Origin of the sequence: Thalassobacter sp. 16PALIMAR09 (genome assembly GCF_000765485.1) — a bacterium.
Taxonomy (GTDB): Bacteria; Pseudomonadota; Alphaproteobacteria; order Rhodobacterales; family Rhodobacteraceae; genus Thalassobacter; species Thalassobacter stenotrophicus.
The window spans coordinates 178,886-204,986 of record NZ_JHAK01000001.1 but is presented as its reverse complement, the minus strand read 5'-3'; the positions used below and the strand labels follow the sequence as shown (position 1 = coordinate 204,986).

At 59.1% G+C, this 26,101-nt stretch carries 30 protein-coding genes; 9 read left to right on the top strand and 21 right to left on the bottom strand.

All coding sequences use genetic code 11. From position 1 onward, the window contains the following. The first annotated feature begins 5 nt into the window (after positions 1–5). The 3 genes from PM04_RS01085 to PM04_RS01075 are packed head-to-tail and all read left to right on the top strand — an operon-like array spanning position 6 to position 1,606. Positions 6–845, top strand: a complete 840-nt coding sequence (locus tag PM04_RS01085) for a protein-glutamate O-methyltransferase CheR (protein WP_038002805.1) — start codon at positions 6–8, stop codon at positions 843–845. Positions 846–859: 14 nt separating this feature from the next. Further along, positions 860–1,246, top strand: a complete 387-nt coding sequence (locus PM04_RS01080) for a response regulator (RefSeq protein WP_038002803.1) — start codon at positions 860–862, stop codon at positions 1,244–1,246. Positions 1,247–1,249: 3 nt separating this feature from the next. Further along, positions 1,250–1,606 carry a hypothetical protein gene (locus tag PM04_RS01075; RefSeq protein WP_038002801.1) on the top strand — a complete coding sequence of 119 codons (357 nt, stop codon included), beginning with the start codon at positions 1,250–1,252 and terminating at the stop codon, positions 1,604–1,606. A gap of 20 nt (positions 1,607–1,626) precedes the next feature. Here PM04_RS01075 and PM04_RS01070 read toward each other — a convergent pair whose 3' ends face one another. Together PM04_RS01070 and PM04_RS01065 are read right to left on the bottom strand one after the other, a co-directional pair. Then, a complete protein-coding gene (locus PM04_RS01070; RefSeq protein ID WP_038002799.1) occupies positions 1,627–3,450 on the bottom strand; it encodes an ABC transporter ATP-binding protein/permease in 1,824 nt (607 codons plus the stop codon). A gap of 75 nt (positions 3,451–3,525) precedes the next feature. Continuing rightward, entirely contained in the window at positions 3,526–4,917 is a 1,392-nt protein-coding gene (locus PM04_RS01065) for a LysM peptidoglycan-binding domain-containing protein (protein WP_052068266.1), read from the bottom strand. A gap of 143 nt (positions 4,918–5,060) precedes the next feature. On the opposite strand from PM04_RS01065, the gene PM04_RS01060 reads away from it, so the two are divergent. Then, positions 5,061–5,600: a TIGR00730 family Rossman fold protein gene (locus tag PM04_RS01060; protein WP_038002798.1), complete on the top strand. Its 540-nt coding sequence runs from the start codon at positions 5,061–5,063 to the stop codon at positions 5,598–5,600. Between the two features lie 105 nt (positions 5,601–5,705). On the opposite strand, the gene PM04_RS01055 is transcribed toward PM04_RS01060, so the two are convergent. From PM04_RS01055 to PM04_RS01035, 5 genes are all read right to left on the bottom strand, one after another. After that, positions 5,706–6,305 carry a superoxide dismutase gene (locus PM04_RS01055; protein WP_038002796.1) on the bottom strand — a complete coding sequence of 200 codons (600 nt, stop codon included), beginning with the start codon at positions 6,303–6,305 and terminating at the stop codon, positions 5,706–5,708. Between the two features lie 101 nt (positions 6,306–6,406). Then, positions 6,407–6,958, bottom strand: a complete 552-nt coding sequence (locus tag PM04_RS01050) for a sarcosine oxidase subunit gamma (RefSeq protein WP_038002794.1) — start codon at positions 6,956–6,958, stop codon at positions 6,407–6,409. After that, a complete protein-coding gene (locus PM04_RS01045; protein ID WP_038002792.1) occupies positions 6,951–9,857 on the bottom strand; it encodes a 2Fe-2S iron-sulfur cluster-binding protein in 2,907 nt (968 codons plus the stop codon). Before PM04_RS01045 ends, PM04_RS01050 begins: the two co-directional genes overlap by 8 nt. After that, positions 9,854–10,177 carry a sarcosine oxidase subunit delta gene (locus PM04_RS01040; RefSeq protein WP_038002790.1) on the bottom strand — a complete coding sequence of 108 codons (324 nt, stop codon included), beginning with the start codon at positions 10,175–10,177 and terminating at the stop codon, positions 9,854–9,856. Before PM04_RS01040 ends, PM04_RS01045 begins: the two co-directional genes overlap by 4 nt. A gap of 88 nt (positions 10,178–10,265) precedes the next feature. Further along, positions 10,266–11,510 (bottom strand): sarcosine oxidase subunit beta family protein, encoded by a 1,245-nt coding sequence (locus tag PM04_RS01035; protein WP_038002788.1) that lies wholly within the window; start codon positions 11,508–11,510, stop codon positions 10,266–10,268. Positions 11,511–11,700: 190 nt separating this feature from the next. Between PM04_RS01035 and ccmI the strand changes: the two genes are divergently transcribed. The 3 genes from ccmI to PM04_RS01020 are packed head-to-tail and all read left to right on the top strand — an operon-like array spanning position 11,701 to position 13,670. After that, positions 11,701–12,951, top strand: coding sequence for a c-type cytochrome biogenesis protein CcmI (gene ccmI, locus PM04_RS01030; protein ID WP_038002785.1), 1,251 nt, complete (start codon positions 11,701–11,703; stop codon positions 12,949–12,951). After that, complete coding sequence (gene ruvX / locus PM04_RS01025; protein WP_038002783.1) at positions 12,948–13,424, top strand: Holliday junction resolvase RuvX; 477 nt, start codon at positions 12,948–12,950, stop codon at positions 13,422–13,424. Before ccmI ends, ruvX begins: the two co-directional genes overlap by 4 nt. A gap of 3 nt (positions 13,425–13,427) precedes the next feature. Continuing rightward, positions 13,428–13,670 (top strand): DUF1289 domain-containing protein, encoded by a 243-nt coding sequence (locus tag PM04_RS01020; RefSeq protein WP_038002781.1) that lies wholly within the window; start codon positions 13,428–13,430, stop codon positions 13,668–13,670. Here PM04_RS01020 and PM04_RS01015 read toward each other — a convergent pair. From PM04_RS01015 to dusA, 3 genes are read right to left on the bottom strand one after another with little or no spacing between them, the layout of a single operon-like run. After that, the gene (locus PM04_RS01015; protein ID WP_038002779.1) at positions 13,667–14,449 is read right to left on the bottom strand and encodes a phytanoyl-CoA dioxygenase family protein; all 783 of its coding nucleotides are present in this window, start codon (positions 14,447–14,449) and stop codon (positions 13,667–13,669) included. The two genes, PM04_RS01020 and PM04_RS01015, sit on opposite strands and share 4 nt — an antisense overlap. Beyond that, positions 14,446–15,267: a sulfite exporter TauE/SafE family protein gene (locus tag PM04_RS01010; protein WP_038002777.1), complete on the bottom strand. Its 822-nt coding sequence runs from the start codon at positions 15,265–15,267 to the stop codon at positions 14,446–14,448. The genes PM04_RS01015 and PM04_RS01010 overlap by 4 nt, the downstream gene beginning before the upstream one ends. A gap of 15 nt (positions 15,268–15,282) precedes the next feature. Then, positions 15,283–16,296 carry a tRNA dihydrouridine(20/20a) synthase DusA gene (gene dusA / locus PM04_RS01005; protein WP_038002776.1) on the bottom strand — a complete coding sequence of 338 codons (1,014 nt, stop codon included), beginning with the start codon at positions 16,294–16,296 and terminating at the stop codon, positions 15,283–15,285. Between the two features lie 277 nt (positions 16,297–16,573). Between dusA and PM04_RS01000 the strand changes: the two genes are divergently transcribed. Both PM04_RS01000 and PM04_RS00995 read left to right on the top strand, forming a co-directional pair. After that, positions 16,574–17,059, top strand: a complete 486-nt coding sequence (locus tag PM04_RS01000) for an Hsp20/alpha crystallin family protein (protein WP_038002773.1) — start codon at positions 16,574–16,576, stop codon at positions 17,057–17,059. Positions 17,060–17,125: 66 nt separating this feature from the next. Next, a complete protein-coding gene (locus tag PM04_RS00995) occupies positions 17,126–17,641 on the top strand; it encodes a universal stress protein (protein WP_038002771.1) in 516 nt (171 codons plus the stop codon). A 7-nt stretch (positions 17,642–17,648) separates the two neighbouring features. Here the strand turns inward: PM04_RS00995 and PM04_RS00990 are convergent, their stop codons facing one another. The 11 genes from PM04_RS00990 to atpD form a co-directional block, all read right to left on the bottom strand. Next, positions 17,649–17,897, bottom strand: coding sequence for a hypothetical protein (locus PM04_RS00990; RefSeq protein ID WP_038002769.1), 249 nt, complete (start codon positions 17,895–17,897; stop codon positions 17,649–17,651). A 354-nt stretch (positions 17,898–18,251) separates the two neighbouring features. After that, positions 18,252–19,091 (bottom strand): DUF6544 family protein, encoded by an 840-nt coding sequence (locus PM04_RS00985; RefSeq protein ID WP_038003808.1) that lies wholly within the window; start codon positions 19,089–19,091, stop codon positions 18,252–18,254. Between the two features lie 169 nt (positions 19,092–19,260). Further along, a complete protein-coding gene (locus PM04_RS00980) occupies positions 19,261–20,214 on the bottom strand; it encodes a FoF1 ATP synthase subunit gamma (protein WP_038002767.1) in 954 nt (317 codons plus the stop codon). Then, positions 20,198–21,739 carry a F0F1 ATP synthase subunit alpha gene (locus PM04_RS00975; protein WP_038002764.1) on the bottom strand — a complete coding sequence of 514 codons (1,542 nt, stop codon included), beginning with the start codon at positions 21,737–21,739 and terminating at the stop codon, positions 20,198–20,200. Before PM04_RS00975 ends, PM04_RS00980 begins: the two co-directional genes overlap by 17 nt. After that, complete coding sequence (locus tag PM04_RS00970; protein ID WP_038003807.1) at positions 21,736–22,500, bottom strand: ATP synthase subunit B; 765 nt, start codon at positions 22,498–22,500, stop codon at positions 21,736–21,738. The genes PM04_RS00975 and PM04_RS00970 overlap by 4 nt, the downstream gene beginning before the upstream one ends. Before the next feature lie 4 nt (positions 22,501–22,504). Further along, positions 22,505–22,795: a F0F1 ATP synthase subunit C gene (locus PM04_RS00965; protein WP_038002763.1), complete on the bottom strand. Its 291-nt coding sequence runs from the start codon at positions 22,793–22,795 to the stop codon at positions 22,505–22,507. Beyond that, on the bottom strand, positions 22,792–23,487 hold the full coding sequence (locus PM04_RS00960; protein WP_038002761.1) for a F0F1 ATP synthase subunit A: 696 nt from the start codon (positions 23,485–23,487) through the stop codon (positions 22,792–22,794). Before PM04_RS00960 ends, PM04_RS00965 begins: the two co-directional genes overlap by 4 nt. After that, entirely contained in the window at positions 23,484–23,789 is a 306-nt protein-coding gene (locus tag PM04_RS00955) for a hypothetical protein (RefSeq protein WP_052068269.1), read from the bottom strand. Before PM04_RS00955 ends, PM04_RS00960 begins: the two co-directional genes overlap by 4 nt. After that, positions 23,786–24,085, bottom strand: a complete 300-nt coding sequence (locus tag PM04_RS00950; RefSeq protein ID WP_038002756.1) for an AtpZ/AtpI family protein — start codon at positions 24,083–24,085, stop codon at positions 23,786–23,788. The genes PM04_RS00955 and PM04_RS00950 overlap by 4 nt, the downstream gene beginning before the upstream one ends. After that, a complete protein-coding gene (locus PM04_RS00945) occupies positions 24,082–24,492 on the bottom strand; it encodes an ATPase (protein ID WP_038002754.1) in 411 nt (136 codons plus the stop codon). Before PM04_RS00945 ends, PM04_RS00950 begins: the two co-directional genes overlap by 4 nt. Then, positions 24,489–25,889 (bottom strand): F0F1 ATP synthase subunit beta, encoded by a 1,401-nt coding sequence (atpD, locus tag PM04_RS00940; protein WP_038003806.1) that lies wholly within the window; start codon positions 25,887–25,889, stop codon positions 24,489–24,491. The genes PM04_RS00945 and atpD overlap by 4 nt, the downstream gene beginning before the upstream one ends. Between the last annotated feature and the right edge of the window lie 212 nt (positions 25,890–26,101).

Below are 26,101 nucleotides of genomic sequence, written 5' to 3'. Positions count from 1 at the left end.
ACCAAATGCGCACCCAACGTTCCGAACTAAGCGAAGCAGACTTTCAAGCTGTCTCGAAACTTGCCTATGACGAGGCCGGTCTCGTTTTACCCGCCTCAAAAAAGGCATTCGTTTATTCGCGGCTCCAAAAGCGATTGCGTCAGCTCAAACTCGGAACTTTCGAGGACTATTGCGCCTTGCTTCGGCAGAACGACCCAGATGGTGAGGTCGAACGCATCAACTTGATTTCAGCTCTCACAACAAACGTCACCCAATTCTTTCGCGAATCTCACCATTTTGAATTATTTGGCAAAGAGGTTCTTCCGGGAATGGTCGAAGCTGCACGCAAAGGCGATCCCGTACGCATTTGGTCCGCAGGCTGTTCTGCCGGACAAGAGCCTTTCACAATCGCGGCCTACTGCCTGAAACATGCGCCCCAACTTGCAACAGCCGACTTTAGAGTTCTCGCATCAGATATTGACCCCAACGTCTTGCACCATGGCCTAGCCGGCGTTTACCCCAAGGACAGCCTGCCAGACGAACGAGCAGATTACTTCAGCGATTTAATTGAGGCGACCGAGAATCCAAAAGACTTCCGCTTCAAAGAAAACGTCAAAAAACTAATTGCATTTAGGAAACTCAATCTCCTAAGGGATTGGCCTTTTTCAGGTCGATTTGATGCTATTTTCTGCCGAAACGTGGCGATTTACTTCGACCTGCCGACCCAGCAGGGGCTTTTCGAGAAATTTGGCAAACAGCTGAAACCAAAAGGCTGGCTGTTCGTCGGCCACAGTGAGCGCGTCAACCTCGACACCAACAAGGCGTTCCGTTCCGCTGGTCTAACCAGCTACCAACGCACCGAATAAATGAGAGGCAAATAATGGCACTCCGAGATCAACTCAAAGTCCTGGTCGTGGACGACATGGCTACAAGCCGTGGCTTAATCCTGAATGCGCTCGACTCTTTCGGGATCACACAAGTGGAATATGCCGACAATGGCCTCACGGCGATGCATCAACTAAAGGCAAGCCCTGCCCACCTCGTGATTTCGGACTACAACATGCCGGAAATGGATGGCTTGCGTTTGCTGCAACACATCCGCCACGACCCAACCACACGTGGCACCGGGTTCATCCTCATTACCGGCAAAGCCGATGCGCAAATCGTCGGTACCGGCAAACAGTTGGGCATGAATAACTTTCTCAAAAAACCATTCACACCTGTTGAAATGCGCGATTGCATCGAAGCCGTTGTGGGCAAGCTTTAGAAAATGAACCCTTTGCCAACTGATCCAACGGAGCTTCAAGCCGTCATCGCGCAGGAATTATCTCGACTGTCTGCAACCGCAAAAGATGTCGAAACCCACCTAGAAGACGCTCTGGGCGGTGATACCCTACAGGAAACCACAATCACGGGTATTCAACAGATTGACGAATTGGCGCAGGTCCTTGAACAACTTTCCAATCTGATGACCCATGCTTCACACGTGACGCCGATACCTCAAGACGAGGCCACTATCTTGATCGATGTAGTCAATTTGACAAGCTTGCAACATAGGCTGCAGGGCCTGGCCGAGCCAAAAGGGGCGCAACCCAACGCGTCGAGCGAGGACATAGAGTTCTTTTAGATTGTCATCTAAAGCAGCCACTATGCCGCCGTTTCTGCCTCGGACTGCTGCTTGGACCACATTTGGGCAAAGCGCCCATCCCGTGTGATGAGTTCTTTGTAGGTGCCACTTTCAACGATCACGCCACCTTCCAAAACAACAATCATATCGGCATCAGCCACCGTAGAAAGACGGTGCGCGATCATAATCACGCTGCGACCCGCACTCATTTCACGAAGCTCAGACTGGATTTCGCGCTCGGTTTCAGAGTCCAAAGCCGAAGTTGCTTCGTCCAAAACCAAGATCGGTGGGTCTTTTAGCAAGGTGCGCGCAATACCCACGCGCTGCTTTTCACCACCAGATAACTTTAGGCCCCGCTCACCCACTTGCGTATCATAGCCATCAGGCAGACTTTCGATGAAGCCATCTATCTTTGCAGCACGCGCGGCTTCAACAACTTCCGCCCGAGTGGCATCCGGACGACCATATGCAATGTTATAATACAGGGTGTCATTAAACAGGACGGTGTCTTGCGGTACGATCCCGATACGCGCGTGGACACTGGCTTGTGTCACATCGCGGACGTCCTGCGCGTCGATCCGCACCGCTCCCCCAGTCACATCGTAGAACCTAAACAACAGGCGACCCATTGTGGATTTACCCGATCCAGACGGCCCCACGATCGCGACTGTCTGGCCGGGTCGTACGTGCAGCGAAACCCCTTTCAGGATCGGCCGCGCTGCATCGTAACCAAAGTGGATATCATCAAACCGGACGTCACCCGCCGATACGTCGAGGTCAGCCGCGCCGGGCGCATCCTGCACCTCGGCTGGTTGTTCCAGCAGGCCAAACATTTCGCCCATGTCCACCAACGCTTGCCGGATTTCGCGATAAACCGTTCCCAAAAAATTCAGCGGCATCGTGATCTGGATCATGTAGGCGTTAACCATCACAAAATCGCCAACCGTTAGCGCGCCATTCTGCACCCCAACGGCCGCAAGGACCATAACGCCCACAAGCCCGGATGTGATGATCAGCGATTGGCCAAAGTTCAAAAACGCGAGCGAGTATGACGTCTTGAGCGCCGCCGCCTCATACCGCTCCATCGCACTGTCGTAACGCGCAGCTTCCCGCGCCTCGGCGCCGAAATACTTGACCGTTTCAAAGTTCAGCAGACTGTCGATGGCCTTTTGGTTCGCATCCGTGTCCTGTTCATTCATGACCTTGCGAATTTTGACCCGCCACTCGGTCACGGCAAACGTGAACCAAACATAAATGGCAATCGTGCCGACTACGATCACAAGGTACCACGCGTCAAATAAAACGAACAAAACGCCCGCGATCATCAACAGTTCCAGCAGAAGTGGACCAATAGAGAACAACAAGAACCGCAGAAGAAAATCCACGCCTTTGACGCCGCGTTCAATGATCCGGCTCAGCCCGCCAGTTTTACGCGTGATATGATACCGCAACGACAGCCGATGGATATGGGTAAACGTTTGCAGCGCCAACTGCCGCAAAGCACCCTGCCCGACTGCGGCGAAAATCACATCTCGCAACTGTTGGAAACCCACGGTCATGGCGCGCGCCATCCCGTATGCGATGGTCAACCCGACAGCCCCGAGCGCCATCATCCACGTCGCATCAACCGCCTCACCCGCAAGCGCATCCACCGCAACCTTGTACAAAAAGGGCGTGCCGACCGCGATGACTTTGGCAAAAACCAGCATCGAAAGGGCCAGCACAACGCGCCGCTTCACCCATGGCTTGTCCTCCGGCCATAGGTACGGTGCGACACGGCGAATGACGGACAAGCCGGACGCCGAGAATTCAGATGCTGGTTGGAGGTCTTGAGGGGCGCGCACGCAAAAAACCTTTTAATGAGGTTACGATAGTCTAAACGGCCCGACCCGGCATCACCAGAGCGAAACCAATATGGTTCAATTGTTGCTTGCCGCCGCGGGCACTTCGAACACTTGACCGGGATAGATCAGATCTGGGTCGCGGATCAACGCGCGGTTTGCCTCAAACACTTGAACGTAAAGCAGGCCGTCGCCGTATTGCGACTTTGCGATCCCCCACAAAGTAAATCCGGGCTGCACCGTCACAAACACATCGCCCGCTTGTGCAACGCTTGCGGCGACCTGTGCCGGGGCGCGCTCAAACGGGGTCTCTAGCCGCGAAACGACCGTCCCGTCAGCGTCCAACGCGTCGATCCGCAGAGTATAGATGCCCTCCTCCACGTCGGACAATTCCGTCCGCCATGTGCCCTCTTCACCAATATCGACTGTGCGCACGGGTTCATCATCAAGATAGACTTGCACGACCCGCTCGTCCTTGCCGCGCCCGCTCAGCACAACATTTCCAAGTTCATCGTAGGTGATCGTATCGATGCCAATGTCCGCCACCAAATCCGGTGCGCCCTGCACGATTTCGACGGCATCTCCTTGGCTGCGCAGCACTGTTGGCGCGACCTTTGGGGCTGCTGAAGCTGTTTCGACAGGAGCTTCAAGCGACGTATCCTCAGTCGCTTGCTCTAATTCCTTGATTGGCTCGTCCGCATCAGACGCTACATCCAAGGCCGCCATTTGCTCTGACGATGTCTCGACCTCTGCGTCCGTCGCGATTGCAACTGGGGGTGTGGCGGGCTGCACCGCCGCGACCAAGATCGTATCATCGGCATCGACGACGGACCCGTCGCTCAGCTGAACACGTACGCGCAAGCTGCGCGCCGTTTCGCTGGGTGCGAGGTCGAACAACGCGGCGAAATCGCCCTGCGCATTGGCCCGCACCTCGGCCAAAACCTCTGTTCCCAAGACGATCTGGACTGTTGCGCCGGGCACTGCGGTGCCGGCCAGAAGCGCATTGCCAATCGGATCAATTCTTATGGTTGAGACGACAGGCGGGCTTGGCTTGGCAGGCGCTTCTTCCACCTCAGGCTGGGCGGTTTCGTTTGCGGTTTCAATAGGATCGGCCTCAACCTCATCCGCCACCACTTCCTCAGCCACAACCACGGTCTCCGCCGGAGCAGCAACCACTTCGGTTGGTGCAGACACAACCGGCGGTGACGCCTCATCCGCTACGACTGCAACCTCAGGCGTTGCCACCGGCGCGACGTCTTGCTCAGGTTCGATCTCGGGCTCAACCTCCGCAACGACGATGGCTTCTGGCGCTTCTTGCGGCTGGATCACTGCAGGCTCAGGCACTTCCACAACCGCTTCCGAAACCTCAGGCTCAGCCTCAGGGCGCAACCAAAAGACAGCCGCGCCAAGCCCCGCAATCAAAACCACGACGCCCAAACTTTTTTGCGCGTTTGCATTCAACAGTGCCATGATGCCTACCTTCTGAGCGCCCTCTGCGAGAGCATTATTGCAAGGCCCTTAAACTTGGACCCGGTTGCGCCACACTAGCAAGGCGTGTAGCCAAGGAAAAGTCATCCCTTTCTTCTACTTATCATCAAAGGTTGGTGTGCGACATGGCTCACTCTGTTTGCGTCTATTGTGGATCTCGTGATGGCAATAATCCTGCCTATGCCGCTGCTGCGGATGCACTGGGCCACGGCCTTGCGGTACGCGGCTGGCGATTGGTCTATGGTGCGGGCGATGTTGGGTTGATGGGCCGAGTTGCACGCGGCGCACAAGCAGCGGGCGGTGATACCTTTGGCGTTATCCCCACGCACCTTTTGCAGCGCGAAGTCGGCAAACGCGACTTGGGCACCTTTATCATCACCGAAACCATGCATGAGCGTAAGAAAGTCATGTTCATGAACGCCGATGCCGTCGTGGTTTTGCCCGGGGGCGCCGGAAGCTTGGATGAGTTGATGGAAGTTCTGACGTGGGCGCAACTTGGGCTGCACGCGAAACCCATCGTGTTGTTGAATACCGATGGCTACTGGAACCCGCTTTTGACGTTGTTGCAACACGTCGTGCACGAGGGGTTTGCCGACGCATCATTGTTGTCGCTGTTCACAGTCCGCGATGATGTTGCAGACGCGTTGGACGCAACACAGCAATAGCGCGATGTAACGGCTTTCATAACGGTATTGGGTTGATGTAAGCCGTTGCATAACAAAAAAAGCACGCCCGAAGGCGTGCTTTCATCAATGTCGATCGGCACGCAATTACATGCGGGACGCGACGTTTTCCCAGTTCACGAGATTGTCGAGGAAGTTCGACAGATACGCAGGGCGCTTGTTACGGAAGTCGATGTAGTAGGAGTGTTCCCACACATCACAGCCCAAGAGAGCGGTCTGACCAAAGCACAGCGGGTTCACGCCGTTTTCGGTCTTGGTCACCGCAAGGCCACCGTCTGCTGTTTTGACCAGCCACGCCCAGCCTGAACCGAACTGACCAGCGCCCGCAGCAGAAAACTGCGACTTGAATTCTTCGACCGAACCAAAGCTTTCAACCAGAGCTTTTTCCAGCTCACCCGGCATAGCCGACGCGCCTGGGCCCATCATTTCCCAAAACTGGTTGTGGTTCCACAGCTGCGAGATGTTGTTGAAGATACCATTTTGGGCCACGGCTGTTGCGTCGTAAGTGCCCTTGATGATGTCTTCCATCGACTTGCCGTCCCACTCGGTGCCGGCGATCAGCTTGTTGCCATTATCGACGTATGCCTTGTGGTGCAGGTCGTGGTGGTATTCCAGCGTCTCTGCGGACATGCCTTTGTCGGCCAAGGCGTCGTGGGCATAGGGAAGGTCAGGCAGTTCAAAAGCCATGTAGGTCTCTCCTGTAGGTCTTATGGATCGTTAACGCTCAATGTCGTGTGACCGGCCCCAAGGTCAACCCCTGACGGCGCGGTTTCACATCATAGGCGGGTTTAGCGCGTGAAAACACCCACCTCAGACCCCTTGCGCGCAGACATCTGAAGCGCGCCAAACACGTAGTCCGCGACTGAGCGGAAGCAGATGATCTGTGCGTTTTCTGCGTCCTCGAGCCAGAATGCAGCAGCAACTTGCGCCAAGCGGGTGCGGCGCACCTCACCAGGGGCAAGCGTGGCCAGATCCACCGGGCATAGCTTGGCCAAGGCTTCTTTCGTGCCCGCGCCCTCAACCCGCAGAACGGCGCGCGCGTCCGACACCACGTGCACCAACGCGTGGGTGTCCGCCATCGCGGCCTGCACTTTTTGCGCGAGCGCGGGTGCGTAGGCGTACTCCGTGACCAGCAGCAACTCATCCGGCGCCATCCATGCCACGCCATCCACGATCTGGCGGACAGCCGGCACCGTAATCCCGCAGGACGCCAACGCGGCGACCGTTGCTGCGTCGGTCAGATCGGCGCGTACACTGACCATGCCCGTCAAGCCTGCGTCCCGAACGGTCACAAATCCGGTCGACGCGACGCCTTCTAATACGCTCATTGCATTAGACATTTTGCTTCTCCCCCTCAGGGTCATAAAACACAGGACTGACAATTCGCGCATAGGCAACCGTGCCATCAACACGCGGGAAGGCAAGCACCTCACCCATGCGATCAGGCCCGTGCAGCACCAGCCCCATCGCAATCCCGCGGTCCAGCGTGGGCGAGTAATAGGTCGAGGTCACGCGCCCAATCATATTGCGTTGCCCGTTTTCATTGTGGCCATCCGCCACGGCGTAGGCCCCATCAGGCAGAACGCTGCCGTCCACAGTTTCCAGCCCCACCAGCTTCCACCGGGTCGGATCTGCCATGTGGCTGCGGCTGTGGGCGCGCTTGCCAAGGAAGTCCTCTTTCTTTTTCGACAACGCCCAGTTGAGCCCAAGGTCTTGCGGGATCACGGTGCCGTCGGTTTCATCACCGATCATGATAAAGCCCTTTTCGGCCCGCATCACGTGGAGCGCTTCGGTGCCATACGGCGTGATCCCAAAGGGTTCACCAGCGTTCATCAATGCCTCCCAGAAAGCGAGGCCTTCCGAGGCAGGCACAGAAATCTCATAGGACAATTCACCAGAGAAACTAATGCGGTACACGCGGACGTTAAAGTCACCGATCTTACCATCAGCCCACCCCATAAACGGCAGCGCCTGCGCGCTTAGGTCCATGCCGCCGAGTGTTTCCAACATGGTACGGGCGTTCGGCCCGACCACGGCAACCTGCGCAAATTGCTCCGTCAGGTTCAAGGTCCAAACCTTCCAGTCCCACCATTCGCACTGGAGCCAATCCTCCATCCACGCGTGGATGCGGTCCGCGCCACCGGTCGTGGTGTGGCAAAGCCACGTGTCCTCATCGATGCGCGCCACGACGCCGTCATCCATCAAGAACCCGTTTTCCGAGCACATGAGCCCATAGCGGCATTTACCCGGCTTCAGGTTCGACATCATGTTCGTGTAGAGCATGTCGAGGAACTTGCCCGCGTCCGGCCCCTTAACCACGATTTTGCCCAGTGTTGAGGCATCGAGAAGGCCAAGGCTGGTGCGGGTGTTGGTAATCTCGCGGTTGACCGCGTCCTCCACGCTTTCGCCCGGTTGTTGGAAGCAATAGGGCCGCCGCCAATGACCAACGGGTTCCCAGTGGGCACCGTTCTTTTCATGCCACGCGTGCATAGGTGTCCGGCGCAGCGGTTGGAAGATCTCTCCCCGCGCTTCGCCAGCAATCGCGCCCATCGAAATGGGTGTGTAAGGCGGGCGGAACGTAGTCGTCCCCACCTGCGGGATGCCTGTGTCCAATGCATCCGCCAAAACCGCAAGACCGTTGATATTGCTCAACTTGCCTTGGTCCGTTGCCATCCCAAGGGTGGTGTAGCGCTTGGCATGTTCAACGCTTTCGAAGCCTTCTTGCGCAGCCAACTGCACGTCCGACACTTTGACATCGTTTTGGAAATCGAGCCACATCTTGTTGCGCGTCTCGATCGAGGCGCCTTGGGGCATGATCCAAACTGGCGCGATGTCACCTTGGTCAATCTCACCATTGGCCCAACCGACGACCGACACAAAGCCGTCGCCGGTTTGATTGGTGGGCGGACGGTTTGGATCCGGCCGGAACATCGCCTGATCTTCGTCCCACGTCAGCTTGCCACCGCAATGCGACCACAGATGCACCACCGGGGACCAGCCCCCGGACATGGCGACCGCATCGCATTCGATCGTCGTGCTGACGCTGCCATTGCTGTCTTGCGCACACACCGCGACAGCGGCCACACGGTCTTTGCCTTTGACCTTAGCAATAGCGGAGCCGACTTTAACCTCAACCCCCAAGTCACTGAATTTGCTTATAAGAGCCTCATCCACGCTGGGACGCGCATCGATAATCGCTGGCACGCTCAGCCCCGCATTCACCATCACCTCAGCGGTGCGGTAGGCGTCATCGTTGTTCGTCACGACCACAGTGCGTTTGCCCGGAGCCACCGCGTGGTTCACCACGTAATCCCGCACCGCAGAGGCCAGCATCACACCGGGCAGGTCATTCCCCGCAAAGCTCAGCGGACGTTCCAGCGCGCCCGTTGCAGTCACAACATGGCCTGCACGGATCCGCCACAAGCGGTGGCGCGGCACGTCATTTGTAGGCGCGTGATCGGTGATGCGCTCATAGCCCAAGACATAGCCGTGGTCGTAGACGCCTGCGCCCATGCAGCGGTCACGCAGCGTTACGTTCTCATTCGCTTCAAGGGTTTGCAGCGTGTCGCTCACCCACTCATCCGCAGGTTTGCCTTCAACCACGGCGCCGTCCACTGGCGCACGACCGCCCCAGTGGCCGTTCTGTTCCAGTACAATCACGCGTTTGCCATCGGCGGCCGCGTCCCGCGCAGCCATCAGCCCCGCGATACCGCCGCCAACAACCAACACATCGCAGAATGCATAGAAGTGTTCATAAGTGTCGGCGTCAGCCTCTTTTGGAGCCGCGCCCAGACCGGCCGACTGACGAATGATCGGCTCAAACACGTACTTCCAGAAGTGACGCGGATAGAGGAACGTCTTGTAGTAAAAACCTGCGGGCAAGAACCGCGCGAACTTTGCGTTGATCGCGCCGACGTCGAACTCAAGGCTTGGCCAATGGTTTTGACTGCGCGCAGCCATACCGTCGAACAACTCCGCGGTGGTGGCGCGTTGGTTCGGCTCAAACCGCCCGCCTTCACCGATGTTCATCAGCGCGTTCGGCTCTTCTGCACCGCTGGCGACGACGCCGCGTGGACGGTGGTATTTGAACGACCGCCCCATCAAAATCTGATCGCGCGCAAGCAGCGCAGAGGCCAATGTATCGCCAGCAAACCCGCGCATAATGCGCCCGTTGAAGGTGAATTTCAGCTCGGAAGTGCGGTCAATCAAGCGACCGCCGCTAGGCAGACGAAAGCTCATGTCTCTGGGCTCCAGTCGGGGCGTTTGGATTTGATGGCTTCGATGATTTCAGCCGGAGGTGCGGGTGTTTGCGCCGAATAGGTGCCAAACACCTCAAGCGTTGTGGTGCAGCGCGCCGCAAGGAACCACTTGCCGCAGCCGTAGGCGTGGCGCCACCGCTCAAAATGGACGCCTTTTACGTTGGGACGCGTGAACAAATACGTCTCAAAATCGTCATCGCTGGAACCGGGGCCAAAGCGTTTGAGGTGCGCTTCATAGCCGGGGGACAATTCTGTCTCACAGGCTTGGACGCCGCAGTATGGGCATTTGAGGGTTAGCATGGGCGCATCCCTTTTTTCATGATTGGCCGAGAGGCAAAGATGTTGAACGGGGCCGAGCGGGGCATGTCAATTTGGGGCGTGGCGATCATCAGTGTGCCACCCCTGCCGCGACGCTTTCGTCGATGAACCGGCCCTCGCGGAAACGCTCCATCCCGAATTCAGCCGTGAGCGGCGAGTAGCCTTTGGCCATTAATTCCGCGAACCCAAAGCCCGAGCCCGGGATCGCCTTGAACCCACCGGTGCCCCAGCCGCAGTTGATGTAGCAACCCTCAAGTGGGGTTTTCGACAAGATCGGCGAGCGGTCGCCCGTCACATCCACAATCCCACCCCACTGGCGCAACATCTTGAGCCGGGAGATCATCGGGAACGTCTCGATCAAGGCGCGTACGGTTTCCTCAATATGGTGGAACGATCCGCGCTGTGTGTAGTTGTTGTAGCCGTCGGTGCCACCACCAATCACCATCTCACCTTTATCAGATTGGCTCATGTAGCCGTGGACCGTGTTGGCCATAACGACCACATCCATACAGGGCTTGATTGGTTCCGAAACAAGGGCTTGCAAGGCGACGCTCTCGATGGGGAGGCGGAAGCCTGCCATTTCGGCGACGTGGCTGGAATGACCCGCAACCACGATCCCGAGCGAATTACACCCGATGTCACCCAGCGACGTCTGCACTCCGGTGACCTTGCCGCCCTCAGACGTCACACCGGTCACTTCGCACTGTTGGATGATGTCCATCCCCATGTCCGAACACGCCCGCGCGTAGCCCCAAGCCACCGCGTCGTGCCGCGCAGTACCGCCACGAGCCTGCCACAGGCCACCCAAGACGGGATAGCGCGGGCCTTCGATATTCATGATCGGACACAGCTGTTTGACGCGCTCAGGTCCGATCCATTCGGTTTTGACCCCTTGCAGCGCGTTGGCATGCGCCGTGCGTTGATAGCCACGCACCTCATGATGGGTCTGCGCCAACATGATCACGCCGCGCGGGCTGAACATTACGTTATAGTTCAGGTCCTGCGACAGCGTTTCATAGAGCGACCGCGCCTTTTCATAGATCGCCGCCGAAGGGTCCTGCAAATAGTTGGACCGGATGATCGTGGTGTTACGGCCCGTGTTGCCGCCCCCCAACCAGCCTTTTTCTAACACGGCCACATTCGTGATCCCGTGGTTTTTGCCAAGGTAATAGGCGCTGGCCAGCCCGTGGCCACCGGCACCTATGATGATGGCATCATAGCGTTTTTTAGGCGCGCGTTTGGCCCACGCGCGTTCCCACCCTTGGTGGTAATTCGCGGCCTCACGGGCGATAGCAAAGGCAGAATAGCGTTTCATGCGCACAGGGCTCCCGGGTCAGTCTTGGATGAGGGTATCTCTCGCAAAACGATCTTCAAGCCGCGCGCAGGCGTCTCTTAAATCGTCAATTGCGACATTGCCGAAAAACACATCCGTTTTGCCGCAACTTTGGGGGTTTTGCCCAAGCCTCGGGCATACTAAATCTATCAAAACCGACGGGAGTGTAGGAATGATATTTTGGCTGGTTGCCGGGGCGACCCTGCTTGTGGTTGTGGGGCTTTTGGCGCGGACGGTCTTTGGCGCCGACGCGGAGCAAAGCGGCGCAGCCCAAGACGTGGATGTGTACCGCGATCAGCTGCGTGAGGTCGAAAAAGACGTGGCGCGCGGCGTGCTTACGCCAGACGCCGCAGAACGCACCCGGCTTGAGATTTCTCGTCGTTTGCTAGAGGCGGACCGCAACACTGGGATCGGCCACGGCGTCGGCCCCCGCAGCCTCGCCATCACTTTGGCGGCTGTGATTGTGGTTGGCATTACGATTGTCACGTATCTACAGATCGGCGCGCCTGGCTATCCTGATCTGCCGCTCAAGACCCGCATCGCACAGCTTGAGGACGCGCGCGCCAGCCGTCCCAGCCAAGCGGTAGCCGAAGAACAAGTAACCTCACGCCCTGCCCCGCAAATCGACGCCGAAGACGTCAGCGAGTTGATGACCCAGCTGCGCGCAATTTTGCAACAGCGCCCCGATGATCTGCGCGGCCACCGCCTGTTGGTGCGCAATGAGGCAGGCCTTGGAAATATGGTCGCCGCCTACACCGCGCAGCAACGTGTGATCGAGATCCTTGGGGTGAACGACGCCCCCGCCAGCGAAGTCGCGACATTGGCCGAACTGATGATCCTTGCGGCTGGTGGCTACGTCTCGCCGGAGGCCGAGGCCGTGTTGCAAAACGCGCTGGGTCGCGACCCGCGCAACGGCACCGCACGCTATTACACCGGCCTGATGTATGTGCAGGCTGGCCGCTACGATTTGGCTTGGCCCACATGGCGCCGCCTGCTGGCCGACAGCACGGCAGACGCACCATGGCTTGAGCCTATTTTGCTTCAGATCGAAGATGTCTCCGCGCTTGCGGGCGATGCGACGCCGCTTGATCAGCTACCGATCCCACGCGCCGATGAACCCGTGACCGGAACCGGCGGCCTCCGCGGTCCTAGCTCTGATGACATCGAAGCGGCGGGCGAAATGTCGATGCAGGACCGTATCCAGATGATCCAAGGCATGGTCCAAGGGCTGGCAGAACGTCTTGGCTCCGAAGGAGGACCACCCGAGGAATGGGCGCGCCTGATCACATCGCTGGGTGTGCTGGGCAATACGGACGCGGCCTTTGGCGTTTATTCCGAGGCAATCTTGGTGTTTGAGGGCGATCAGGGCGCGCTTGATATCCTGAACCACGCCGCAGATCAGGCTGGGGTGAACCCGGGATGAGCGTCTTTGAAACGCTAGAAGACTTTGCCGCCATTTTGCCCCCGTTCACCGCAATTGCGGGGCTGGATTTGGGCACCGTGACCATCGGTGTGGCCGTGTCAGATAGCCTCTTGTCCATCGCCACGCCGTTGGAAACGATCAAACGCAAAAAGTTCGGCCTGGACGTGGACAAGCTGGACGCGATCATTGCCAAACGCGCGTTGGGTGGGATCGTTCTGGGCCTGCCCCGCAATATGGACGGCTCTGAAGGGCCCCGGGCGCAATCCACGCGCGCCTTTGCCCGCAACCTGTCCGCCCGCTGCCCCCTTCCGATCACCTTTTGGGACGAACGGCTCAGCACCGTGGCCGCCGAACGCGCCCTGCTAGAGGCGGATACGTCGCGGAAACGTCGCGCAGAGGTTATTGATCACGTTGCGGCTGGGTTTATTTTGCAAGGGGCGTTGGATCGTCTGCGCAACTTAAGGAACACCTGAACCATGACCGACACCCCGCCCGTCTGGCGTCGCGCCGAAATCGAAAGCCCCTGTGTGCAGGTCTGCGTTGTCCATCCCGAGACACGTCTTTGCATCGGCTGTTCGCGGTCCATTGATGAAATCGGCGCGTGGTCCAGCATGGCCCCCGAGGTGCGCCAAGCCATCATGGCCGAGTTACCAACCCGTGAGCCGCAGCCCAAAGGGCGACGCGGTGGGCGCACCGGACGGCAAGCGCCTCAGCTTTAGGCCAGCCAGTCGGTAACTGTCGACAGCTCTGGGCGGAAATAGACCGCGCGGCGTGGGCGCGGCGTGGGGCTACGCCACGGCGCAATCCCGTGCAAAAGCGCGCGGTGAAGAACGATCACTTGCCCCGGCTCAACGCCCAACTCAATTCGTGGACACTCCGCAAAGCATGCCTTGCGGGTGGCCGCATAAACCTCCGTCAGATCAATGTCAGACATTTGGGGTTCGGGGACATCGCGCAAGGCTGCCCGCATCATTGCCCGCAGGCGAAGATGACTGCCTTCCCACACCACAAGGGGGCTGCGCCCCGCGCGGCTGTCATCAAGGGCGATCCCGACGATAACGCCATGAGGTTCCACAAACTTTCGCCGCCGCGCGGGACCAATTGGCAGCAAACCATCCAGATGCGCCCCATCGCGCAACGCCCTGAACCGGTGGTTGGCCACACTTTCCTGAGGGTCTCGGCGCGGATAGCCGGGATAGGCCACTGACAACTGTCCGCGGCCCCAATCGCCGCTCCAATTGTCTGACATTTGGGCCGCTGCGAATTCAACGCCCGCACCGGCCAACTTGGGTCCGCCAGGCACCGTGCCGAACGGGTCGCAACCCATCACATCTACGCCCACAAACCACGTCCGCCCATGACGTAGGTTTTCGCGCGCACGGCGCGGATCGCGCATTACGGCATCCGCGCGAATGTTTGCCGCCGCGCACCATGCATCCACCGCTGGCTCTGGATCAAAAACCGCCCAGCCCCGGTTTTCGAACGCGGCCGTACTCATCCCATGATCGCCCGACGGATCATGTTCAGCGCCACAAGGAACAAGAACGCCGCGAACACGCGTTTCAGCACACTTGGGTTCAACTTATGCGCAAGGTTAACCCCAATTGGCGTGGTGATCGTGGTCATGGCGACGATGATCGCAAAGGCCGGAAGGTTCACCAACCCTACGGTTCCGGGGGGCGCTCCGGCCCCTGCTGGGCTGAGCAGAAAACCAATCGCGCCGGGCACCGCGATCAACAGACCAAAGCCCGCCGCCGTGCCAACAGCGCTGTGCATGGGCCGACCGTGCAGCTTCATCAACGGCACCGCGATGCCGCCCCCGCCGATCCCCATCAGGACGCTCAGAAAACCAACGCCAATTGACATCACCACGCGGCGCACGCCCTGCGGCATCGCATCCGCCAGACGCCAGTGATCCTTGGACAGGCCCATGTAGGCCGCAACGCTCAGCGCGAGGCAGGCAAATATAATCACCATCGTGTCCGAGCGAAGCTGATTGGCCACCAAAACGCTTGTCGCGGCACCCATAACGATCCCCGGGGCCCATGTGCGCAATGTCTGCCACGAGACCGCGCCCTTGCCGTGGTGCGCCCGCACGGACCGCAACGATGTCACAATAATTGTCGCGAGCGACGTGGCCACGCACACCTGCATCAGCTGCGGCCCGGTGTATCCAAGTTGTTGGAACACAAAGTAAAACGCAGGCACCAAAACGATACCACCGCCCACGCCCAACAATCCGGCCAAGACACCCGCAAAGCCGCCAACAACCAAGAGAAACCCCACGAAGGGGAGCAGAACTGAAATATCTGGCACGGTGTTTTCCGATACTTAGGAGGTTGTCTGCGGCATGACATGTGCCAGTGCTGCGTGCAATACTTCGACCCCGGCGCCGGGCTGAGCGGCCCCCTCGGACAGCGTCCGTCGCCACGTGCGCGCGCCCGGCTGCCCCGTAAACAGGCCCAGCATATGGCGCGTGACCTGGCCCAACTTGCCGCCCTCGGCCAGATGCGCCTCAATGTAGGGGACCATCGCGAGTGCCGCGTCATGGCGCGAAATCACGGGGCGGTCTTTGCCAAATACGCGCTGATCCACTTCAGCCAGAATGGTGTAGGGTTCGTGATAGGCCGCGCGCCCAATCATCGCCCCGTCAAGCCCGCCATTGATGAACCCAAGCGCCTCATCCAACGAGCCGATCCCCCCATTTACCGAAATATCGAGGTGTGAAAACAGCATCTTCATCTCACGCACGAGGTCGTAGTTGAGCGGCGGGATATCGCGGTTTTCCTTGGGCGACAAACCCTGAAGCCATGCTTTGCGGGCATGGATCGTGACCCGTTCGCACCCAGCTGCCACGATGCGCGACAGGAACTCTGGCAGTGTGTTTTCAACATCTTGGTCATCCACGCCGATCCGGCATTTGACCGTAACTGGCACATCGCCCGCCGCGGCCCGCATCGCCAAAACACACTCAGCCACAAGACCGGGGTTTTCCATCAGGATCGCCCCAAAACTGCCCGATTGCACCCTGTCAGAGGGGCAACCAACGTTCAGGTTAACTTCTGCATAGCCAGCCTCAACACACAGGCGCGTGGCGGCGGCCAGTTCCACCGGGTCTGAGCCGCCAAGCTGCACCGCAACAGGATGCTCCGAGGGATCAAACCGCAGCAGATGCAGCGCCCCACCGCGCACCAACGCGGGTGCCGTGACCATCTCGGTGTATAACAGCGCCTCTTGCGACAAAACGCGGTGGAATGCCCGGCAATGACGGTCTGTCCAATCCATCATCGGGGCCACAGACAATCTGCTGCTTTGGCCAATCTGGGGTGTTGGGGGTGTGGGCACTGGTGCGCTCCGCGTTGTCGAGGGGGCCTGCGTCGGCGTTGGGATGCTTTAAGCCCAATTTTGGGGGCGGGTTCAACGGTGTTGTCGAGCGAATGAGCAAGAGCGATGCTCAAGTTTCCAAGCGCAAATCCCGACAAGCATACGCGGCCCCCCAATGACGACCCAGCGCGGAGTAAAAACCCCGTCGCATCGCATGAAGGAATTGACGAAGATCAAACCCCGCCACCGACCGAATTATACTGTTCCAAAGGACCTCAAAATCCATCAGGAGCACACAATGTCTTATCAAGATTACTTACCCACCAATTGGATCCGGCACCGCAAAGACGACGATCACCCTTTGGTCGCGCTGCGCAAAGAAGTCGACAGCCTGTTTGACGATTTTGGCAACGGCTTTTTCAGTGGCACGACCGAAATGAACGTGCGGTCAAACGTTAGCGAAACGGAAACCGAATTCTGTGTCACCGCCGAATTGCCCGGCATGACAGAGGCAGATGTCGACGTCTCGATCGCCGGGGATCGCATTATCATCAAGGGCGAGAAAAAGTCTGAAAAGGACGAAGAAAGCGACGACAAGGGCCGTCATTTCCACCGGATTGAGCGGATGTCAGGCGCATTTCAACGCATGATTACCCTGCCTTTTGTGATCGATGCCGACACCGTTGAGGCCGTGGTCAAAGACGGGGTTTTGACTGTCACAATCCCCAAGCCGCCCGAAACTGTAGCAGGCAGTAAAAAGATCAAAGTGGCGCACGGCAAATAATCCGACAGCGGCTTTGCCCCAAAGGGCGGGGCCGCACCTTGCCACTTGGCTCACGAAAGCAGCACCATGATTGAGAAAATCCTTTTGGCCTACGATGGCTCAGAAAATGGCCGTCGCGCCCTGCACGTGGCGGCGGAGTTATCCTCAAAGTTAAAGGCTGAACTCTGCATCGTTCATGTCCTCATGCATGGACGCCCCAGTAAGGAATTGGTCCGAATGGCAGAGGTCGAACACCTTGTGGCCCAAGCGCAAAAAGCCCTGCCTCCAAGTGAAAGCACCCGGCCGTACGACCTGTTGGGCCCGCGGTCCGACGGGCAATCGGCGCGCGTGATCTCAATTTTTGGGGATTTATTGCTTGAATACGCAAAATCCACATGCACGGACATGGGGGCGACCGTCGATCAAACACAGGTCCGCACAGGCGATTTCGCCGATGAGATTATCGAAGCCGCAGAAGACATGGGCGCCGATCTGATCGTGCTCGGCTCACGCGGGTTGGGCGCGGTTCGGGGGGCTGTTTTGGGCAGCGTGTCGCAAAAAGTGCTCCACTACGCGGAGCAGATGGTGCTGACCGTGAAGTGAGCCCTGTTTAGCGGAGCTGCCAAATGGTGCGCAGCTTCGCGATCGAGGCGGCCGGGAGGTCAAAATAACGCGCGATCTCTGCATCAGACAGACCGAGATCAACAAACGCCGTCAGAGTGCGCATTGGCAAAGGCCCAAGGGCTATCAGATCATTGCGCAGCCGCTCGGGTAGATCGTCGATGCTTGCCCGCATTGGTTGGCAAATAGCTTTGGCAGCACCATCGGCATGCCCCGCTTGTTCAACCAGATTTTCCATTCATAACACCCTGTGTTCAAATATATTTTTTTAAAATTCTCGATGTATCGCCGCAATGACGCCGAACTTGATGTCATTCAACGCCCGATTAAATCCATTATAAATGAGGCAAAAATCAGCCGATGATTGGTTCGTCACGAGATCTGACAACGAGAGCCACCGGGAAGCCGCTTGGTAAAAACATTTCATTTTCAAATCCACGTTGGCCCGTTTAGGCCGTCGCATAAACGCTCGGCGGCACAGTTTTATGACAAGACGGGCAATGCCACCGTGAATGACAGAATTTCTCGGGGGCAAAATGAGCGCATGATATGAGGCCAAACAGACCCAAGATGCAGCGCCGTTCTTTCCCACTCATCTGTCAGGCACACTTGGAAAGCGGACAGACGCGACCTCCGCAATATAGAACGGGAAATACGCGTCTGTTCCAAAATGATTTCCTGCCTCCACATGGGTGGGCAGGCGAAAACCATCAAAGCTTTGATGTGCTGATAAATACGCGCCAAAGGGTTGCTCCCGATAGGTGCCATCCGGGTTTGCATTGCTCCAGCGTGGAAATACGACTTTGCTCGGGCGTCCATCGGCTTCAATCGTAACATCAACACTTTGTTCTAATCCCGCGTGCGGAACTGAGACACGAAAGGTGTCTCCACTCACGGCCGTCCACTTGACGTTATCCATGAGCAAGTAGGCCCCTGGCGTCCAAAACAGCGCCTCTGCAATGTATCGCCCAAAGGCCGCGCGCCGATGGTCATTCGTGCCGCTGAACCGCGCGACGGGGACTATCCCGCCAAGCCAAAATCGGGTCCATAATCCGCTGTCCGATCCCGACATGCGCCCGAGGCCCGACCCGCAGACCATTTTCCAAACGAAACCCTCTGGCGCTGCTAGGACTTGGGTCGCGGACATCTTTTGGTACTTGGGCAAAGCCTTGGACCCGAGAGAAAACTGTCCCGTCATTTCGAGGATCGCGACTTTTAACAAAGGGGTGCCCTCCGTGATCGCATATGTGAAATACCGGCGCGCGGGCGCAGGTAGATCAGCAACCATTGAGGCGCTGAACCGTGGCGGGTCATTGGGTTGGAGAGCAATCAACCGCGCCATCTGGGCACGGTCGGCGCGGTGGTCCAACACGCGCCAACCGCACAGGAAGACCACCCCCAAGGCCCCGAGTGCGAATGCGAATGCAACCAAGATGGCCGCTGATCCCAGCATCACACGGGCGGCAAGCAGTCGCTTGGGCTCAGGTCTTTTACGGGGTCATCCGGGCCGCACTCTTGGCCAGAAATGGGGTAGTGATCCGGACCGGTACACCCGGCGAAACCAAAGAGTGCTAGCACTAAGACAAGTGCTGAAATGCGTTTCATGGTTGTTTCCTTTCTGATGGTAAATCGTTTGCATCCGATGCCTTGGCATCCTTGCGCCGCTTCCTGCGGTCCGACGCACCTAGCGCCTCAAACCCGACGATGACGTCCAATAATTCCGTGGTGATCTCATCTTGCCGTAGGGTATTTGCCTCAGATTTCAGCGCGTCCAATCGGTCCTCGACGGAGCGCTCTGCCTGCTGCATCACCGCAAGCCGTGCGGCGTTCTCTGCCAGCATCGCCTCGGCTGCCGCCCGGACGAGACTTGCGAAAACATGCGCGCGGATCAGCGCCGGAAACAGAGCATCAGGGGACATCGCAAAGGCCGGCCGCGAGCGAGAAAGCCAAGGTCGCGCACGAAGATCAGAAACTAAGGCCTCACTCAGCGGTAGAAGCGGCACAAGCACGGGCCTTTGCGTCCCATCCGCAGCCCGCGACGCGTAAACAAGCTCAACGGCAATGCCCCGTGATCCACTCGCGTTTTGTATCACTTCAATATGTTGCGTCAGCAGGTTCGCCAACCGCGCCAGCCCATCCAACGACGCCGCAGGCAGAAAAACTTGCCTAGGCCCCAAGCCCCGATCCCGCAACGCGTCCGCCATCTGCGCACCGACGCAGTCGATTTGAGACACCTCGGGCGCGACCCCAGCAAGCGCCTCAACGATATGGGTCGCAATGCCCGCATTGTAGGTGCCGCATAGGCCATGGTCCGAACCAAACACCACGATATGACGCCGGCCCAAAGGGTTGGGCGACAGGTCCGGTGCGCCAGTCGCCACGAAAAATGCGTGCAGACCGTCCAACACCGTCTGGTGATAATCCTCAATAGCGCGCGCGGCTTGCTCATAGGGGGCCGCGTTCAGGACCGAGAGGGTCTTCATGGTGTGAACCACGCTGTGAATGCTCTCCATCCCGGTCATGTGACGGGTCAATGCCTCAAGCGATTGGGACATCTTCGCCCCCTTTTGCCGTCGCGCGCGCCTTTTGGGCCAATGCACACATCTCTGCTTGGGCGACATCGTCAAGTTCCGCCCCCTGCGTGATCTGCTTGGCGATGTCGGCCAATGCCACCGGGGCCTCCGCCTTGATCTGATCCATGACAGCGCGCATCGCTGCCTCATCCAGATCATCGAACACGCCAGTCTGCGCAGCAGTCAGGATCACGAGCTGCGAGATCGCCGGCATCGGGTCCCGTTCCGCCTGCCGCAACGCCCCGCGCACCGCCGCACCGCGCGTCAACCGCGCCCGCGTCGCGTCATCCAATCGGGTGCCAAAGCGCGCGAAATCCTCAAGCTCCTCAAACTGGGACAGCGTCACACGCAGGTTGCCCGCCACTTTTCGAAACGCGGCGGTCTGCGCCTTGCCGCCCACACGGCTGACGGATTTGCCCAAATCCACCGCAGGAAACTGATTTTTGCGGACCAAGCGGGGGGATAGGTAGATCTGCCCATCGGTGATCGAAATCAGGTTGGTCGGAATATACGCAGACAGATTTTCGGCCTGAGTTTCCACCACCCCCAACGCCGTAATTGACCCGCCGCGGACGCGGTCTGTGAACTGACCTGCCCGCTCTAACAAGCGGGCGTGGATGTAGAAAATATCGCCAGGAAACGCCTCACGACCCGGAGGGCGGCGTAACAGGAGCGACAACTCTCGGTAGCTGCGCGCATGGTGGGTCAGGTCGTCGAAGACGATCAGCACGTCCCGCCCCTGCCCTGAGAAATACTCAGCCATAGCCATGGCGCTGTAAGGCGCGATGTAGGCCAGCCCGGTGGCGTCCTCATCCCCAGCGGCCATTACGATGACACGTTCCAACATGTCCGCCGAGCGCAGGGCCGCGACCACCTTGGCCACCGCATCGCCCCGCTGTCCAACCGCGCAGTAGATGCAGATCACGTCGCTGTGGGCTTGGTTCAGCATCGCATCCACGCATAGGGATGTTTTGCCGGTTTGCCTGTCGCCAATCACCAATTGCCGCTGGCCCAGCCCGACAGGCACGGCGGCGTCAATCGCCTTGATGCCCGTGGCTAAGGGGCGTGTGATGGCTTGGCGGTCTCGGATGGCTGGCGCCTCGGCCTCTACCGGGTGGAGTGCTGCGTGTTTCACCGCTCCGAGCCCGTCGCGCGCGGCGCCTAATGCATCCACCACCCGGCCCAGCAACCCCGGGCCGACCCGGGTGCTGACGACTTTGCGCGTGCGTTTCACGGCCTCACCAATCATGATCTGATCCGATGGCCCCAAGACCACGACACCCAAACGCCCTGGCTCTAGGTCCAGAACGATCCCGCTGAGGCCACAGGCGAATTCAAGCACTTCGTCCGCCAATGCGCGTTCCAGCCCGGCCACAATTGCGATGCCGTCACCGACCTGCGTGACGGTTCCCACCTCGCTCAGCAAGGGGGCGGGCGACGGGCTGTGCAGTAACAGGTCGAGCACGGCTTCCGGATCAATCGGTTGCGGGCGGAGCGAGGCGTTCATGCGCCCTCCAATCTGGCGTCATGGCTTCGGCTCAGGTGTTCATTGAGTGCCGCTCCCAAGCCCTCGATATAGCTATCGACCGTCCAGACGATTTGCGCGCCGCCCAGTTGCACCGCAACACCCGGGGCCTGCGCTGGATCAGTCTCAAAGCGCGGTGTGGCCTGCGGGAAATGCTGCGCCAATTCGGTGCGAAACGCATCTTGCGCGGCCTCCGGCAGGGACATGTGGCTGGTGATGATCGCCTCGTGGACCTCTCCCGCCGCGTGGGTCAAATCATCCTTCATCGCTGCAAGCTGGGTGCCTATGTGCGCGGCCATCTGCGCCTCAAGGCTGGTTTCGGCCAGATCACGCACCGCTTTGCGCGTCATCTCTAACAAAGCGTGGCCGCCTGCGCGCTGTAGCTTGGTCGCAAACCGATGGGCCTCAACGTCTTGGTGGGCCTGCCACGCGGCGCGTTCTCGGTCGATCCGGTCGTGAGCCTCAGCCAGCAGCGCATCGCGCTCATGTTGGGCTTTATGGCGGGCCGCCTCAGCGATCTGGGCTTGTTCGGATGCCAGCGCAGCGCGCTTTGCCTGGTAGGCGGTCTCTGCGGCAACAGCCTCATCCTTGGCGCGGGTCGCGGCGGTCATCCGCTCTGTGATTTCGGCCTCGCGCGCATCGATCCCGTCTAGGATTGGGCGGTACAAAAACCGCTTGAGCAGCCACACCAAAACAAGAAAATTGGCAATCTGGGCCGCGACTGTGATCCAGTCGATGGACATGATCTCACCCGCCCGCCGTGGTTTGCGCCACCGCAAGGGCCGCGTTCCAGAACGGGTTGGCAAAGATCAAAATCATCGCAACCACAAAGCAATAGATCGCAGTGGACTCGATCATCGCGAGGCTGACAAACAATGTGCGCGTCAGGTCAGAGGCCGCATCGGGTTGCTGAGCAATCGCGCTGAGCGCTTGGGCAGCGGCCCGGCCTTCGCCTAATGCGGGGCCAATCGCCCCAAAGGATACCGTCAACCCGGCGGTGAAAATGGAAATAGCGGCGATGATCGCAAGGTCAGTCATTGCGCGTCCTTTTGTGGTGAGGAAAGAGTTTGCGGCGCCGTCGCGCTGGAAATGTAGACCGTTGCCAAAATCGCAAAGATGTAAGCTTGGATCATGCCCGTCAGCAGGCCCAAAAGGTCCATCACGACCGGAAAGAAAAACGGCGCCACGCTGAGCAGAATGGCCGCGATGACCGCCCCGCTCATGATGTTTCCGTACAGCCGGATCGCGAGCGAAATCCCGCGGGAGGCTTCGGCAATGATATTGAACGGCAGCATCACCGGTGAGGGCCGCAGGTAGCTTTGCAAGTAGCCCCCGACGCCCCGGCGGCTTATGCCAAACAAAGGCACCGCCACCAGCACCGACAGCGCCAAAGCGGTGGTTGTGGAGAGCGATGATGTCGGCGGTCGAAAGCCCGGGATCACGAGCAAAAGGTTGGATCCCGCGACGAATAAAAACAGCGTCCCAACAAACGACAAAAGATGTCGTGAGGGGCTTTGCGCGATCTCGGCAATTTGGTTTTGGATGCCTTGCACGACCACTTCTAATGCCGTGCGCCAGCGGTTCGGCGGCACATCTGGGCGCAAATTTCGGGTGATCAACATCGACGCCCCAGTCAGAACCGCCATGACGATCCACGTGAACAACAGCGTGGCGTTGATGGGTACCCCCCATAGGGTAACCATGATGATTTCATCCGGCGACAGGGTCATGGGGACCCCTCCGCTGGCACGCGGCCACGGGCAAAAGACGTGGCCACCATACGGCTCAGAACAAAGCCCGCACCAAAGCCCGCAAAGCCCCATGGCCCAAGCAGCATCAAAACCAACCAAGCCGCGCCGACGCAGGCCAAGATCCGCACCGTAGCACTGGCCGTCAGGATCGTGAGAGCACGGTCACTGCGCATCGCCGCGCACACGCCAAGCGCGAGGCCCGCAAAGAACACTCCACCGATCAAGACCCCCACCAAAGCGCCCAAGCCCAGAAGGCTCCAATCCACAGATACCACCATCATCTTCCCCCTTCTTTGTTGACCCAAACCGCCGCGATGAATGCGCCGAGGACCACCCCGCCAAGGATCAGCGCAATCGTCCATGAGAACCCCTGTGGGGCCACCCGGTCCAACCACAGGCCTAGGAATGCGCCCCCCACCGTCGGCACCGCGATGGACCATCCGATCATCCCGAATGTGCCGATGCCGCGCAGGGGGCTGGCACTTGGGTGATCGCGCGCAGACTTCATGCGCCGGGCTGATCCGACGATGGCACGGCTGGGTTTGTCGGGGCTGGGTTTGTCAGGACATGGAGTCATGGCTGCGGCCTTTGCAAATCCGCGAACCGACGAACCATATCCGCCTCTAGCCGCGAGAGGGCGGCGCGGGCCTGACGCTCTTCTTCATCCATCTGGACAAAGGTGCGTTCGACGGTTTGTTGCAAGCTGAGCAGATCGTCCCCTAAAACGCCGCGTAGCGCGCTCACGCTGACCTCATGCCCCTTTTTCAACAACACCCCTTCATCGAGGCCAAAAAACCTCTCACCCTCATCAACGGTCTGCACCGTCAAAACCGAAGGCACGAGCGCTGTCACGAAATCCACATGGTTGGGCAATATCCCAAAGGCGCCCGTGGGTGCCACGGCCCGAAGACGCAGGGCACGGCCCTCAAACAAGGTCCGGGTTGGCAAGCGCAGGATCACGTGCATATCGGGGGCCATGCTCATGCCGATGCCTCCTGCACGGCGCGTGCGTCATTCAAGCCGCCGATCATGTAATACGCGCTTTCGGGCAGCGAGAATTTCGTCTGCGTCAGGATGGTTTCGCACCCATCAAGGGTATCGGCGATGGGCACGGACGTACCTGCCATGCCGCTAAACCCTTCGGTTGTGACAAACGGTTGGGTCAAAAATCGCTCTAACCTGCGGGCGCGTTCCACGGTCAGCCGGTCCGCAGAGGACAGTTCCTCTAGGCCCAGCATCGCGATGATGTCGCGCAATTCCTCATACTCAGCCAAGGTACTGCGCACCGCGCGCGCGATGTCGTAATGCCGCTGCCCCACCACCGCTGGGGTCAACATTACAGATGCAGAGGCAAGTGGATCGACCGCCGGATACAAGCCCTCGCTTGCCCGTTTGCGCGACAGAACCACCGACGCCGACAGGTGCGAAAAGATATGCGCCGCCGCCGGATCAGTGAAATCATCCGCCGGGACATAGACCGCTTGGATCGATGTGATCGCGCCGGATTTGGTCGAGGCGATCCGCTCCTGCAAGGCGGCCAGTTCTGTGGCCAATGTCGGCTGATACCCCACCCGCGACGGCATGCGCCCCATCAGGCCCGACACCTCAGAGCCCGCTTGAACGAAGCGAAAGATGTTGTCGATCAACAGCAGGACATCTTGGCCTTTGTCGTCGCGAAAATACTCAGCCATCGTCAGGGCGGTGTTCCCGATCAAAAACCGAACGCCGGGCACCTCATTCATTTGCCCAAAGAGCATGACGGTCTTTTCGCGCACCCCCGCAGACCCCATTTCGCGGTAAAGCTCCTCCGCCTCGCGGGAGCGTTCACCAATGCCGCAAAACAGGCTCACGCCTTTGTGGTGCTGAACGGTGTTGTTGATCAATTCTGTGATCAGAACGGTTTTGCCGACGCCAGCCCCCCCAAACAGCCCCGTCTTGCCCCCGCGTTCAATTGGCGACAGCAGGTCAATTGCCTTGATCCCAGTCTCAAGAAACGCCGCTTGAACCACACGTTCACTCAGCCGAGGAGGCGCTTGGTGGATCGACCGAGTGGTTGTGGCTTCTGGCGCGGGGCGGCCATCAATTGGCGCGCCAAACACGTTCAACATGCGGCCCAAAACCGCCTCACCCACGGGGACCTGGATAGGGCCACCACTGGGGCGCACCCGCATTCCAAGGCCCAGACCGCGCACCGGAGCCATCGCCACTGCACGCACCATTCCCCCGCCGATGAGCGACGCCACTTCCAACGGGACGTCGCCTGCATGCAAAAGGTCATGGATGCGCGGGATACCCCCCTCAAACGCCACATCAACAACCCCGCCCCGAATGGCTGCAATGGTGCCATCGGTGGTCTCTGGCCGATCTGCTTGGACTGTCATGTCCGGCTCGGCTGATGGGCTGTCTGGCATTGTATAACTCTCTGTCAACGAAGCGCCCGTATGCGGGCGAAACGGCTGCGCCGCCTAAGGATCAACCGCCAACCTGACCGAGATTGGCCATGCACGATTGATGCACATCAATGCAGGCATCAGCAGCTGCGATAAATGAAACGCAAACTGCGAACCGTTGCAGATCGTGCAGGTAAGAAAGG

Bases quoted from the DNA above. Each gene is read 5' to 3' on its own strand.
- PM04_RS01085 (WP_038002805.1), top strand. From the start codon at position 6: ATGCGCACCCAACGTTCCGAACTAAGCGAAGCAGACTTTCAAGCTGTC.
- PM04_RS01080 (WP_038002803.1), top strand. From the start codon at position 860: ATGGCACTCCGAGATCAACTCAAAGTCCTGGTCGTGGACGACATGGCT.
- PM04_RS01075 (WP_038002801.1), top strand. From the start codon at position 1,250: ATGAACCCTTTGCCAACTGATCCAACGGAGCTTCAAGCCGTCATCGCG.
- PM04_RS01065 (WP_052068266.1), bottom strand. From the start codon at position 4,917: ATGGCACTGTTGAATGCAAACGCGCAAAAAAGTTTGGGCGTCGTGGTT.
- PM04_RS01060 (WP_038002798.1), top strand. From the start codon at position 5,061: ATGGCTCACTCTGTTTGCGTCTATTGTGGATCTCGTGATGGCAATAAT.
- PM04_RS01055 (WP_038002796.1), bottom strand. From the start codon at position 6,305: ATGGCTTTTGAACTGCCTGACCTTCCCTATGCCCACGACGCCTTGGCC.
- PM04_RS01050 (WP_038002794.1), bottom strand. From the start codon at position 6,958: ATGTCTAATGCAATGAGCGTATTAGAAGGCGTCGCGTCGACCGGATTT.
- PM04_RS01045 (WP_038002792.1), bottom strand. From the start codon at position 9,857: ATGAGCTTTCGTCTGCCTAGCGGCGGTCGCTTGATTGACCGCACTTCC.
- PM04_RS01040 (WP_038002790.1), bottom strand. From the start codon at position 10,177: ATGCTAACCCTCAAATGCCCATACTGCGGCGTCCAAGCCTGTGAGACA.
- PM04_RS01035 (WP_038002788.1), bottom strand. From the start codon at position 11,510: ATGAAACGCTATTCTGCCTTTGCTATCGCCCGTGAGGCCGCGAATTAC.
- ccmI (WP_038002785.1), top strand. From the start codon at position 11,701: ATGATATTTTGGCTGGTTGCCGGGGCGACCCTGCTTGTGGTTGTGGGG.
- ruvX (WP_038002783.1), top strand. From the start codon at position 12,948: ATGAGCGTCTTTGAAACGCTAGAAGACTTTGCCGCCATTTTGCCCCCG.
- PM04_RS01020 (WP_038002781.1), top strand. From the start codon at position 13,428: ATGACCGACACCCCGCCCGTCTGGCGTCGCGCCGAAATCGAAAGCCCC.
- PM04_RS01015 (WP_038002779.1), bottom strand. From the start codon at position 14,449: ATGAGTACGGCCGCGTTCGAAAACCGGGGCTGGGCGGTTTTTGATCCA.
- PM04_RS01000 (WP_038002773.1), top strand. From the start codon at position 16,574: ATGTCTTATCAAGATTACTTACCCACCAATTGGATCCGGCACCGCAAA.
- PM04_RS00995 (WP_038002771.1), top strand. From the start codon at position 17,126: ATGATTGAGAAAATCCTTTTGGCCTACGATGGCTCAGAAAATGGCCGT.
- PM04_RS00990 (WP_038002769.1), bottom strand. From the start codon at position 17,897: ATGGAAAATCTGGTTGAACAAGCGGGGCATGCCGATGGTGCTGCCAAA.
- PM04_RS00980 (WP_038002767.1), bottom strand. From the start codon at position 20,214: ATGTCCCAATCGCTTGAGGCATTGACCCGTCACATGACCGGGATGGAG.
- PM04_RS00975 (WP_038002764.1), bottom strand. From the start codon at position 21,739: ATGAACGCCTCGCTCCGCCCGCAACCGATTGATCCGGAAGCCGTGCTC.
- PM04_RS00970 (WP_038003807.1), bottom strand. From the start codon at position 22,500: ATGTCCATCGACTGGATCACAGTCGCGGCCCAGATTGCCAATTTTCTT.
- PM04_RS00965 (WP_038002763.1), bottom strand. From the start codon at position 22,795: ATGACTGACCTTGCGATCATCGCCGCTATTTCCATTTTCACCGCCGGG.
- PM04_RS00960 (WP_038002761.1), bottom strand. From the start codon at position 23,487: ATGACCCTGTCGCCGGATGAAATCATCATGGTTACCCTATGGGGGGTA.
- PM04_RS00955 (WP_052068269.1), bottom strand. From the start codon at position 23,789: ATGATGGTGGTATCTGTGGATTGGAGCCTTCTGGGCTTGGGCGCTTTG.
- PM04_RS00950 (WP_038002756.1), bottom strand. From the start codon at position 24,085: ATGACTCCATGTCCTGACAAACCCAGCCCCGACAAACCCAGCCGTGCC.
- PM04_RS00945 (WP_038002754.1), bottom strand. From the start codon at position 24,492: ATGAGCATGGCCCCCGATATGCACGTGATCCTGCGCTTGCCAACCCGG.
- atpD (WP_038003806.1), bottom strand. From the start codon at position 25,889: ATGACAGTCCAAGCAGATCGGCCAGAGACCACCGATGGCACCATTGCA.